The following is an 11,605-nucleotide window of genomic DNA, read 5'->3' as shown; positions in this document are numbered from 1 at the left end:
ATCTCATTTCCTAATTGATTAATTGGCACATTGATACCCTTTCAATTCCAAAAAAAAAATGAGGAGATTGGATAATCAGAAAATGCACCTGCAACTCAATTATCTCATTTTCTAATTATCTAATTGACCAATTAATATCTCTTGATCAATTCCGAAATCAGTTTTCGTACTTTAGGTTCCGCCGTTTTGGCCGCCTCCAGTACTTCCTTGTGCGTGATCGTATCGATGCTTTCCTCGTCGCCCATATCGGTAATGACCGAAATCCCGAACGTTTCGAGTTCCATGTGGCGCGCCACGATGACTTCTGGTACGGTCGACATGCCTACGCAATCGCCGCCCATCGCCTTGACCATTTTGTATTCGGCCAGGGTTTCGAATGTCGGCCCTTGCAAACCAAGGTAAACCCCGTCCTTGACATCGATTTGGAGTTCATAGGCAATTGTCTTCGCCGCAGCAATCATCTTGCGGCTGTACGGCTCGCTCATATTCACGAAACGCGGCCCGAAACGCAAATCGTTCTTGCCACGCAACGGATGTTCGGGCAATAGGTTGATGTGGTCCTTGATGATTACGATCGAACCGACCTTGTAATCCGGGTTCACACCGCCCGAGGCATTGGAAACAATCAGTTTTTCGACACCGAGGTATTTCATCACACGCACCGGAAACGTCACTTGCTTCATGTCGTAGCCTTCGTAATAATGGAATCGGCCTTGCATCGCCACGACTTTCTTGTCGCCAATCGTCCCAAAAACGAGTGCCCCTTTGTGGCCTTCGACCGTAGACACGGGAAAATTCGGGATTTCGTTGTACGGCAGCGTGTGTTCGATTTGGATGTCATCGGTAAAACTACCGAGGCCAGAGCCCAAAATGACGCCGTATTCCGGACGGAAGTTGATGGTGTTGTTGATGTAATTGACGGTTTCTTGCACTTGTTCCCACATGGTTTTCTGAATTAATCTCCGCCAAAAATAACAATTAAAAGCCACTTTCATCAGACCGTGGCTTTTAATTGCTGTAAAATCGGCAATTACTTTTTAAGGATGCGGAATGTCTTTTCGGTAGTCGTGGTCGTCACCGTAACGATATAGGTTCCTGAAGCATAGTCACCCATCTCGCAATCAAAGGCATTTGCATTGGTTTTGCTAAAATCGATCGTACGTCCGAGCACATCCGAAATGCGAACCGATACGATGGCCTCTGGCGACTGAACCGTCAACCTGTGCTCCACCGGGTTCGGGAAAACCTGCAGCCCATCGCGAGAAAAAACTGTAGTGCCCAAGGTTTCGATGCAGCTCACCTGTCCGCGGAAACCCTCTGGCAGCCAGCGCGCCGTGGTATTGTAGTATTCGAGTGTCAGTGTTCCCGTCGGGTGTGTGGAAACGAGTGCCGGTGCATTTTCGACCACGCCGGTGTAACTGGCAATCATGGGGTCGGTGATGTTCGGGCCGTCGTAAATCCGGACGAAATCCCTTTGCGAATTCGTGACCACATACTCCATTGCCAATGACACGAGCTGGTTGGCCGCATCGGGAAACAAGGTAGTTTGGTAATTGTAGCCCACTTCGGTTTCTTCGGTCGGGTCATCATAGGCATAGATAAAGCCACCACAATACTGGCCCGAAGTGCGGAAATAGTTGGCGTTGGTATAATTCGCCTCGAAAGGTTCGGCACAAATTTTACGCACTTCCACCGAATACAATGTTTGCGGCTGCAATCCTTCGATGACAAACGGATTGCTGTCGATTTGCTGGAATTCACCCGGGACGATTCGGTACAGCCACGAAACGGAATTGGGATCGGTATCCACAATGGTGAGTTTGGCCGTATGCAACCCGATGTCGCTGAATTCTAGCTTGGCCACACTTGGCGTACACGAATACACGCAATCGTTACCGAAACACGCCGCCGATTCGATGTTGTTGATGATCAACTGGCGGGGCTGCGGCCCAAAACCCGCGGCCAGCGAATTCAAGCTACAGTAGCTCATGATGGTGCCCTGTGTAATCCCGTCGACCGTTTCGGGAAAAATCGGCGCGGATGGATCGTAACATGGGCTCGGTGCTTCCACGAAAGGAAAAGCATTGCCGCAATCATCGATCTGCGTATTGTTGCCGTTCCACACGCAATGGTGCGTATGCGGCGACCCAAACACATGCCCCATTTCGTGTGCCGTCAATTTCACCTCCCAGGAATAGCCAGGAAATTCGGGAACCGGGCCGTTGTACAAATCCGAAACGCAATACGATCCGGAAGCCAGTGGATAGTCACCGTGAAAAGCGTTGCAACGCGACGGATCGGCCACACCCATGCCGCTGTTGTATTGGAAAAGACAGGCAATATCGCCGTTAAAAGCGGGACGCAGGTGCTTGAAATTCCGAAGCACGTCAAACGAAGATCCCGGGCCATAGCCATCGGGGGTAATCCAGGCAAAAACTTCACTGATGGGCAAATTGTTGATGCCGTCGTTGGCATATACCGCCGCCACAGCGTTGTGCAATGCGGTCAGCCGATTGAGTTCCTGATCGAGGTCTCCGCCGTAGTTGACATAAATCTCATGCATGAGTTCATAATACACGCGTACGCATTTGGTGGTTTCGGTTGGCGTTTGCAAAAGCCTCTCGGTAGACGGAATCGGCGGAAATAAAGCCGTATCGGTGGTGCATTGCAGCGGCGCTCCATCAGCCGGACCAACCAGGTATTCATTGGCATTGGCCGCATTTGGTCGCTTGCCGATATTGAGGTCGCCCCAATTCCGTGAAGAAACCACGGCCACCATTTCCCCTTCAAAAAAACTGACGGCAGCCAAAGATTCCGCATTTCCTGACACGATGCCCCGGTAATAGACCCCTTTGGAATATGCGGTATATTCACCCTGATCGGTTTTGATTTTACAATCGGGCGTCATGATGTCTACTTGATAGAGCTGTACCGAAATGGTTTGCCCGTTGTACGGAAAAGCAAATTGGATTGCAGCAGGTTTGGCGTTGTAAATGGATTGCAATGCACCAAAATGGAGTACGGCCTGCGTGGTTTGGCTTAAGGCCGACGCATCGGCAAAGGGTACATAAGGCGAATCGAACAAATCAAAGGTTTCGAAATCTACGCCGCGTTGCTCGAGCCGGGTCACCGCTTGGCTTACCTTGCCTTTCTGTGCAAACAATACACCGCAGGAGAACAAAAGAAATAAAAAAAGCCGTTTCATATGGGTTTGGTTTTAAGAGGGTTAGTTGACCCGTTTGACGGCGCTTTTGCATTTTGTTTCACCAAAACAGGTAGACAAAAGGTAGACAAAACCTATTTTTCAAGGTTTTTTTGAAAAATTAATGAATAGCTAGGGGAATTTGCTAAGCTTGCTCTGCAACAAAATCAAGAATCCGGCAATCGAATGAAGTTGCGTCATCGAGGAATTGCGAACGAATCGGCAGGTAGAAAAGCTGGTCGGCGGGAATTTTGCCGTTGAGCCTTACGTAATCTTTCTCGGTGGTGATAATTTTTCTGCCGTTGGCCTTGCTTAGGATTGCTTGAATATCGGTTTCGGAAAAATGATGGTGGTCCGGAAACTCCATAATTGTGTCGTTTTCACCTTGCAAATAGGCGAAAAACGGTTTGGGTTTGGCGATTCCGGCGAGCAATAATTTGTCGGAAGATTTGATTTCGTTTACCGATAAAGATTCATGCTCCGTATAAATGCGATCATCATATTGGATGCAGGTAAAATACAACAATTGATTGTGCCCGATATTCAATTTTTCCCAAATTTTATTTTGTTCCTGTCGCGATAAATCCGGCGGACATTTGGTGACAATAATGACGTCTGCCCGTTTCGAACCACTTCTGCTTTCGCGCAAATTTCCGGTCGGCAACATCCAATCATCGGCATACAAATCGCCATAAGCCGTGAGCAGAATGTAGCATCCGGCCTTGACTTTGCGGTGCTGGAAGGCGTCGTCAAGCAAAATGATTTGCGGCGGTGGATTTTGTCCCAATAAGTTTTCGATGCCGTTTTTGCGATTGGCATCGACGGCAACCAGAATTTGAGGGAATTTATTGTAAAACTGGAATGGCTCGTCCCCGATACTTTCCGCGCTGGCATTGGAATCGGCCAACACAAAACCTTGCGTCGTCCTTTTGTAGCCGCGGCTTAGCGTCGCAATCTTGTATTTTTCTGCCAGCAAACGGATCAAATATTCGATCATCGGGGACTTTCCGGTGCCACCTACGCTAAGATTTCCCACAGCGATAACGGGCAAGTCAAACGAATAGGATTTGAGGATTTTCCGATCGAAAAGAAAATTGCGCAACTGCGTAACCCAGCCGTACAAAACCGCCAACGGAAATAGGATTTTTCGCAGTAAATTCATTCTACGAAAGTATAATATTTTATCTTTGGAAGGAAATAATTTGCCCGCGCTTCGCATGAAAACGAAAACCTGTTTATTGATTTGGCTCGCTTTTTTGGGAATGGTTCCGTTGGCCAGGGCCCAAAATACCGAAGATGCGGCAGTGATCAAAACCGTATTGCTGCGCTACTACAAGACCGAAAAGCCCGTCTACAAAGGCCGAAGCCAATTGTTGTATTTGTATTGCAACCGCGCCAACAACAACGAGGAATTGGTCGAAGCGATCCAAAGCACGAAATTGCCGGCCGATTTCAAGACCGAAATCCGCCAGAAAATTACCGATACCAAGGAACTCGACTGGCACAACGAACTCGAAGCGATCTACAAAACCGACCAGACGAAACTCCAGCAAAAAATCTCCGAATGCCTGAGCCTCGAAAAATACCACGAGGTTTCCAAAAGGCTCCATTTGAACAACCAACGCCTGATGATCATCAGTAAGCCATTGTATTATTCGAAATCGAACATCGCCTTGGTTAAAGTCACGTTTTACCGCAACATCGAGCACAACAACGGATCGGTCTTGCTGCTCGAAAAAGTCGATGGCCAATGGATCATCAAAGACTACCTAAACACCTGGGCAACCTAAAATTACCTTCATGAAAATCAAAGAAATTCTCCCGATACTCGAAGAAATGGCGCCGCTCGCCTATGCCGAAGATTTCGACAACGTTGGCTTGCTCATCGGCAATCCAGATACCGAAGCAACCGGAATCCTGGTGTGCCACGACGCGCTCGAAAGCGTCATCGAGGAAGCGATCGCCAAAAAATGCAACTTGGTCGTTTGCTTCCACCCGATCGTATTTTCGGGTCTCAAGAAAATCACGGGCAAGAATTATGTCGAGCGCGTGGTCTTGCAAGCCATCCAAAATAACATCGCGATTTATGCGGTGCACACGGCCTTGGACAACCACAAAGACGGCGTCAATCGAATTTTCAGCGACGCACTCGGATTGGTGAACACAAAAATCCTGGTTCCAAAATCGAATTTCATCCGCAAATTGATCACGTACACTATAGCCGAAAATGCCGAAAAATTGCGCCACGCCTTGTTTGAAGCGGGCGCTGGAAACATCGGCAATTACGAGAATTGCAGTTTCAATTCGACTGGAATTGGAACGTATAGGGGCAATGAAAACAGCAATCCCGAAATCGGCGAGCGGTTTGAATTCGTGCAAAGCGAAGAAACCAAGATCGAAGTGACTTTTGAAAAACATTTGGAATCGAAAATCCTCAAGGCATTGTTTTCGAACCATGTCTACGAAGAAGTCGCGTACGAAATTTATGATTTGCAGAACGCGCACCAAAATATCGGGCTCGGCATGATCGGCGAACTGGAAACGGCCCGTAGCGAGCGCGATTTCCTGCAGATGGTCAAGGACAAGATGCAAACCGAGAGCATCCGCCATTCGGAATTCCTGAATAAAAATATCAAGAAAGTAGCCGTTTTGGGTGGTTCGGGCAGCTTTGCGATCAAGAATGCGATGGCTGCCGGCGCAGATGCATTCCTGACGGCCGACCTCAAATACCACAATTTTTACGAGGCCGAAAACCGCATGCTTTTGTGTGACATCGGACATTTTGAAAGCGAACGGTATACAAAAAATTATATGGTTGATTTTCTTAAGAAAAAAATCACTAATTTTGCCATCATTTTATCGGAAAAAAATACAAATCCAGTTAAGTACTTTTAAAATATGGCTACGAATACCAAAGAATTGAGTGTGGAAGATAAGTTGAGAGCGTTGTATGACCTGCAATTGATCGACACCAGAATTGATGAAATCAGAAATGTTAGGGGTGAATTGCCGCTTGAAGTGGAAGATCTGGAAGACGAAGTGGCCGGACTCACGACGCGTACCGAAAAACTGAAACAAGATTTAGAAACCATCGAGGAGCAGATCAAGGCGAAGAAAAACGCCATTGAGGACCACCAGTCTGCCATCAAAAAATATTCAAAACAACAGGAAAGCGTTCGCAACAACCGCGAATTCAACTCGCTCACCAAAGAAGTGGAATTCCAGGAACTCGAAATCCAATTGGCTGAAAAACAGATCAAGGAAATGAAGGCTTCGATGGAACACAAAAAAGAAATCATCTCGAACTCAAAAGAGAAACTCGAGGCCAAAATGGCGCACCTCAAGCACAAAAAATCGGAACTCAGCGACATTATGGCCGAGACCGAAAAAGAGGAAGCGTTCCTTTCTGAAAAATCGGCCGAATTCGAGGCACTCATCGAAGAACGTTTGCTCGCGGCCTACAAAAGAATCCGCAGCAGCGTGAGAAATGGTTTGGCAGTCGTATCGATCGAAAGAGGCGCATCTGCCGGTTCGTTCTTCACGATTCCACCGCAAACCCAAGTGGAAATCGCCGGACGCAAGAAAATCATCACCGATGAGCATTCCGGAAGAATCCTCGTGGATACTTCACTCGCCGAAGAGGAAAGAGAAAAAATGCAACAATTGTTTTCACAATTCTAAAATACCAGCCTCGTTTTAACGGGGCTTTTTTATGCAGAAAATCAAGCGGTTCTTACTGACGAAATCCATCGGGATGTACCTCAATATTTTGAGTTATACGCGTCCGAAACAAGCGTCGTTGCTCGCCTATCGGTTGTTCAGCGAACCGCGCGATGGCCGTTTGCACAAAGACCGCCTGCCCGATATTCTAAAGGAAACCCAAACCGAAACCTTCCGCTATGGCGGCCACGAGATGCAATCGTACACCTGGAAGGGCAACGACCATGTGATTTTGCTCGTACACGGCTGGGAAAGCAATGCCGCGCGTTGGGAGAAAATGCTGCCGCACCTTAAGAAAACCGGAAGCACGATCATCGCAATCGACGCGCCCGCACATGGTTTGTCGAGCGGCAAGGAATTTACCGTTCCTAAGTATGCCGAATTCATCGATGCGGCCATTCAGAAATTCAAACCCGATGCGCTGATTGGGCATTCGATCGGCGGTGCGGCCTGTGTGTACCACCAGTACCAATATCCCGAAAATGGCGTACGCAAGATGGTGCTGCTCGGTGCGCCTTCGGACTTGCAGACGCTGATCGACAATTTCGGGAACCTCTTGAGCCTCAATGCCAAGATGGTCCAGTTGCTCGAAAACCATTTCATCGAACGTTTTGCGATCAAGACCGCTGAGTTTTCCGCACGTATTTTCGGCTCGCAGCTCCACCTCAAAGGCATGGTCGCGCATGACATCGATGATGAAGTCGTGGCTTTCGACGAGGGCAAAAAAATCGCGAATTCGTGGAAACAGGCCACTTTTATCGAAACCAAAGGATTGGGCCATAGCATGCACGACGATGTGTTGTATGGAAAGGTGGTGGATTTTTTGTTTGCCGATTAGGAGCTTTTTCCTGCTGTCCGCTTTATCTTTTCCCTGCTAAAGAAGCAGGAAAAAGGATACCGCTTCCATCAGGGCTAAATGAGACAATGTCTCAATTAGAAAATTAGATAATTAGATAATGTCCAAAAATTGGCTAATCATCTAATTGACTAATTTTCTAATTTTCTAATTTTCTAATTGACACATTTCCTAATTCCCTAACTTTGCCACATGGAACAAGAACTAAAACGCCTCAACAAATACATAGGCGAAACCGGATTCTGCTCGCGACGCGAAGCCGATGCATTAATCGAAGAAGGACGCGTCACCGTCAACGGCAACCCAGCCGAAATGGGCATGAAAGTGACCAACGACGACGAAGTGCGCATCGACGGCAAACTGATCCGCGACAAAAACGAGAAACCCGTTTACCTCGCCTTCAATAAACCACCCGGGATCGAATGCACGACCAATCTTGAAGTCAAGGACAACATCGTCGATTTCATCAATTACCCCAAACGCATTTTTCCGATCGGGCGATTGGACAAAGCCTCGGAAGGTTTGATCTTCATGACCAATGACGGCGACATCGTCAACAAAATCCTGCGCGCGCGCAACAACCACGAAAAAGAATATACCGTGACGGTCGACAAACCGATTACCTCGCGTTTCATCGACCGCATGGGCAACGGCATCCCGATTTTGGATACCGTGACACGCAAATGCAAAGTCGAACAAATCAGCAAATACACCTTCAAGATTATCCTCACGCAAGGCTTGAACCGCCAAATCCGGCGTATGTGCGAGTATTTGGGCTATGAGGTGACGCGACTCATCCGCATCCGCATCATCAACATTTCACTCGATTTGCCACAGGGCCGTTACCGCGATTTGACCGAGGCCGAAATCAAGGAACTCAACCAACTCATCGAACCGTCAAGCAAGACCGAAGAAGCGAGTTTGCCCAAAGCGGAACCAAGAGTCAAGAGCCAAGAGCCAAGAACCAAGAGCCCGGAGCCAAGAACCGAGCGCAAATCTTATGACAAACGCAAACGCGAGGATGCTGCAGCAACGGAACGTCCGGCGAGAAAAATCGAATTCATCCAACGCGAAGACACCAAAGTCATGCGCGAGGAGAAACCTGCACGCAAGGTAGGTTTTGTCAAAAAAGAGGATTCCAAAATCGTCGACAAAAAGGCAAATGAAAATCCCAAAACCGATGGTACGCCAGAAAACACCGCCAAACCGGCCAAACGTTGGAACGTCGAAATCATCAAAAAAGACGACCCGAATTACCGCAAAAAAGGAGAATACTAATTCCTATTCAACCATGTCAAGAATCATCGCTTTAGTTTTGTTTATCGGTTTTTTATCAACTGCCAACGCCCAATCCGCAAAAATGCTGGAAGGCAAATGGATTTTCAAGGAAGCACTGAACAAAGGCATCGATAAGGATGGGCGCAAAACCTTAAAGAAAGATGTCATCAATAAAATGACTTTGGAATTCAAGGGCAATGGCGATTTTACCGGCTCCTTGTTTGGTGCGCCGGCAAGTGGCAAGTGGTTGCTTGCCAACGATTCGAAGTCACTTGTCCTGAACGCCGAAGGGGAGAAATTTGAGTTTTCAATCCTGGAATTGACCGCAGACCGACTGGTCTTGAAATTTGGACTGGGCGAATTCCTGATGAAAAAGCTGTAAACCGCAGCTTTAAAAGCTAATTTGCTTGTTTTCAGAATTATACGTAATTTTTTCTTATACTTGTACAAACCAATACAACATGAGAAAAATTACAACACTACTTAGCGCGTTTGTTGCTTTCACAGCATTGGGCCAAAATTTCGCTGCCGATTTCAATGTCAATGGCTCGACCAAAACAGACACTTTTCAAAGCCGTCAGTCCATGGCAACCGCCTCCCCGATGGCTGAAATCTATGGCGAGGTTCGGGCATTAACCGAAATCAACACCAATACCGCCGAATCCTATCCGTGGATCAGTTCCGACGGACTCCGGCTGTATTACAGTCATTCCGATATTTCCTGGGGCAAGATCATGTTTACCCAAAGATCCGACACTAATAGTGAATTTGGCGTGCCGGTTGAAATCCCGACTGGTGTGGTTTATCCACGGTCGATGTGGCTTTCGGAAAATGAACTCGATGCCTACGTTATTGGGATTGGTTCCCTAACCCAATTGTATTACCTGCACCGCCCTACAGTGGATTCGCCATTTGAGGCACCTGTATTGATTACGCTGACGGGTTTGTTGATGGACCAGTTTTTCGGGCCATCGCTTGATGCTTCCCAAAACACGATGTACATGCATGACCAAACGGGAGATGACAGCATCCGCATTTTTGAGCGTAGTTCGGCGACCTCTTTTGCTTACAGCGGAATGCTAGATGTAGGCGGTATTTTGGCGCAACCCGGCCAACTTTCAAAAGATGAACTGAGTTACTTTTTTGGCTTTCCTCCGTTTGCCGGAAATGGGAACATCGGCCAAATTACGAGAACATCGACATCCGAGGCATTCGACCCGCAAACAACCGCGCCGCTACAAGGATTCGCGGAAGCAACGGCCTACATTTCGCACCCTACGGTTTCTGCCAATAATGAATGGATCGTTTACCTCAGGAACGACATGACCAACGGCTTCAACAGTTCCGATTTGTACATGGCGCACAACCAAAATCTTTCGGTCGCAAAAACAGCGGATGGGTCAAATGTTTTTAAAATTTACCCGAATCCTTCCAACGGGATCTTTCAAATTGCGTCGAACAACCATAAGCCACAAAACATCGAGGTTTACACCGCGACAGGACAAAAGGTCTTCAAACAATCGATGCCCGAAACCATCGATCTTTCTGCATTGGCCAAAGGAATTTATTTCGCCAAAATTTCAGGCGATGACTTTGCCGAAACCACAAAACTTATTTTGAAATAGCTTTCCGCTGTTCGCGGGCCAACAAGGTATTTTTGAGCAACATCGCAATCGTCATCGGGCCAACACCACCCGGCACCGGCGTGATATGGGATGCCTTTTTACTGACGTTTTCAAAATCGACATCGCCCGTGATGACATAGCCTTTTTCGGAATCTTTGTCTTCGACGCGCGTAATCCCAACGTCAATCACGACGGCATCGTCCTTGATCATCTCGGCTTTGAGATAGTTCGGGACCCCAAGTGCCGTAATAATGATGTCGGCCTGTGTGGTGATCTGTGCTATATTTTTGGTATAACTGTGCGTGAGTGTGACGGTGGAATTTCCGGGAAATCCTTTTCTTCCCATCAGGATGCTCATCGGACGGCCGACAATGTGGCTCCTGCCGATAACCACCGTGTGTTTGCCTTTGGTTTCGACATTGTAGCGTTCGAGCAATTCCAAAATTCCGAACGGGGTCGCCGGAATGAACGTCGACATATCGAGCGCCATTTTACCAAAATTCTCGGGGTGGAAACCATCGACGTCCTTGCTCGGATCGATGGCCATCAACACCTTTTGCGTATCGATTTGTTTCGGGAGCGGCAACTGTACGATGAACCCGTCGATGTGGTCGTCTTCGTTGAGCTGCTTGATTTTCTTGAGCAGTTCGGTTTCCGAAGTCGTGCTCGGCATCTTGATCAAGGTCGATTCAAACCCGACGCGTTCGCAGGCTTTGACCTTGCTGCCCACATAAGTCAAGCTCGCCCCGTCATTCCCGACAATTATGGCCGCCAGATGCGGGACTTTTTCGCCATTGGCTTTCATGGCCGCGACTTCGGCCGCGATTTCATTCTTGATGTCCTCTGAAGTTTGTTTTCCGTCCAGTAGTTGCATGTTAATTCGTGAATTAGAAAATTTGAAAATGAGCCAATGCCTTTCCAAAT

General features: G+C 47.7%; 10 protein-coding genes and 1 pseudogene. 7 read left to right on the top strand and 4 right to left on the bottom strand.

The features are described from left to right. Positions 1 to 131 precede the first annotated feature (131 nt). From QM717_RS12790 to lpxK, 3 genes are all read right to left on the bottom strand, one after another. The gene (locus QM717_RS12790; RefSeq protein WP_415037895.1) at positions 132 to 944 is read right to left on the bottom strand and encodes a purine-nucleoside phosphorylase; all 813 of its coding nucleotides are present in this window, start codon (positions 942 to 944) and stop codon (positions 132 to 134) included. Between the two features lie 86 nt (positions 945 to 1,030). Then, on the bottom strand, positions 1,031 to 3,205 hold the full coding sequence (locus tag QM717_RS12785) for a zinc-dependent metalloprotease (RefSeq protein ID WP_415037893.1): 2,175 nt from the start codon (positions 3,203 to 3,205) through the stop codon (positions 1,031 to 1,033). A gap of 142 nt (positions 3,206 to 3,347) precedes the next feature. After that, positions 3,348 to 4,364 (bottom strand): tetraacyldisaccharide 4'-kinase, encoded by a 1,017-nt coding sequence (lpxK, locus tag QM717_RS12780; protein WP_415037891.1) that lies wholly within the window; start codon positions 4,362 to 4,364, stop codon positions 3,348 to 3,350. A 55-nt stretch (positions 4,365 to 4,419) separates the two neighbouring features. On the opposite strand from lpxK, the gene QM717_RS12775 reads away from it, so the two are divergent. The 7 genes and pseudogenes from QM717_RS12775 (at position 4,420) to QM717_RS12745 (ending at position 10,681) form a co-directional block, all read left to right on the top strand. Continuing rightward, complete coding sequence (locus tag QM717_RS12775) at positions 4,420 to 4,992, top strand: hypothetical protein (protein WP_415037889.1); 573 nt, start codon at positions 4,420 to 4,422, stop codon at positions 4,990 to 4,992. 10 nt (positions 4,993 to 5,002) lie between these two features. After that, the gene (locus QM717_RS12770; RefSeq protein WP_415037887.1) at positions 5,003 to 6,097 is read left to right on the top strand and encodes a Nif3-like dinuclear metal center hexameric protein; all 1,095 of its coding nucleotides are present in this window, start codon (positions 5,003 to 5,005) and stop codon (positions 6,095 to 6,097) included. Between the two features lie 3 nt (positions 6,098 to 6,100). Continuing rightward, a complete protein-coding gene (locus QM717_RS12765; protein WP_415037885.1) occupies positions 6,101 to 6,883 on the top strand; it encodes a zinc ribbon domain-containing protein in 783 nt (260 codons plus the stop codon). A 31-nt stretch (positions 6,884 to 6,914) separates the two neighbouring features. Continuing rightward, entirely contained in the window at positions 6,915 to 7,760 is an 846-nt protein-coding gene (locus tag QM717_RS12760; protein WP_415037883.1) for an alpha/beta fold hydrolase, read from the top strand. A 210-nt stretch (positions 7,761 to 7,970) separates the two neighbouring features. Next, positions 7,971 to 8,747 (top strand): annotated as a pseudogene (gene rluF / locus QM717_RS12755) (23S rRNA pseudouridine(2604) synthase RluF); the annotation flags it as partial. Positions 8,748 to 9,069: 322 nt separating this feature from the next. Then, positions 9,070 to 9,438, top strand: a complete 369-nt coding sequence (locus QM717_RS12750) for a lipocalin family protein (protein ID WP_415037881.1) — start codon at positions 9,070 to 9,072, stop codon at positions 9,436 to 9,438. 79 nt (positions 9,439 to 9,517) lie between these two features. Next, on the top strand, positions 9,518 to 10,681 hold the full coding sequence (locus tag QM717_RS12745; protein ID WP_415037879.1) for a T9SS type A sorting domain-containing protein: 1,164 nt from the start codon (positions 9,518 to 9,520) through the stop codon (positions 10,679 to 10,681). Here the strand turns inward: QM717_RS12745 and QM717_RS12740 are convergent. Beyond that, positions 10,668 to 11,555, bottom strand: a complete 888-nt coding sequence (locus tag QM717_RS12740) for a bifunctional 5,10-methylenetetrahydrofolate dehydrogenase/5,10-methenyltetrahydrofolate cyclohydrolase (RefSeq protein WP_415037877.1) — start codon at positions 11,553 to 11,555, stop codon at positions 10,668 to 10,670. The genes QM717_RS12745 and QM717_RS12740 overlap by 14 nt on opposite strands. Positions 11,556 to 11,605: the final 50 nt, after the last annotated feature.

The sequence above is a fragment of the Flavobacterium sp. genome (assembly GCF_047602195.1).
GTDB lineage: Bacteria > Bacteroidota > Bacteroidia > Flavobacteriales > Flavobacteriaceae > Flavobacterium.
Note: the sequence above shows the minus strand (reverse complement) of the source record. Positions and strands in the feature narration are given on the sequence as shown.

What these genes read in the sequence shown, in the direction of transcription:
- QM717_RS12775 (WP_415037889.1), top strand. Translation starts at nt 4,420, where the DNA reads ATGAAAACGAAAACCTGTTTATTGATTTGGCTCGCTTTTTTGGGAATG.
- QM717_RS12760 (WP_415037883.1), top strand. Translation starts at nt 6,915, where the DNA reads ATGCAGAAAATCAAGCGGTTCTTACTGACGAAATCCATCGGGATGTAC.
- QM717_RS12790 (WP_415037895.1), bottom strand. Translation starts at nt 944, where the DNA reads ATGTGGGAACAAGTGCAAGAAACCGTCAATTACATCAACAACACCATC.
- QM717_RS12745 (WP_415037879.1), top strand. Translation starts at nt 9,518, where the DNA reads ATGAGAAAAATTACAACACTACTTAGCGCGTTTGTTGCTTTCACAGCA.
- QM717_RS12740 (WP_415037877.1), bottom strand. Translation starts at nt 11,555, where the DNA reads ATGCAACTACTGGACGGAAAACAAACTTCAGAGGACATCAAGAATGAA.
- QM717_RS12770 (WP_415037887.1), top strand. Translation starts at nt 5,003, where the DNA reads ATGAAAATCAAAGAAATTCTCCCGATACTCGAAGAAATGGCGCCGCTC.
- QM717_RS12765 (WP_415037885.1), top strand. Translation starts at nt 6,101, where the DNA reads ATGGCTACGAATACCAAAGAATTGAGTGTGGAAGATAAGTTGAGAGCG.
- QM717_RS12785 (WP_415037893.1), bottom strand. Translation starts at nt 3,205, where the DNA reads ATGAAACGGCTTTTTTTATTTCTTTTGTTCTCCTGCGGTGTATTGTTT.
- QM717_RS12750 (WP_415037881.1), top strand. Translation starts at nt 9,070, where the DNA reads ATGTCAAGAATCATCGCTTTAGTTTTGTTTATCGGTTTTTTATCAACT.
- lpxK (WP_415037891.1), bottom strand. Translation starts at nt 4,364, where the DNA reads ATGAATTTACTGCGAAAAATCCTATTTCCGTTGGCGGTTTTGTACGGC.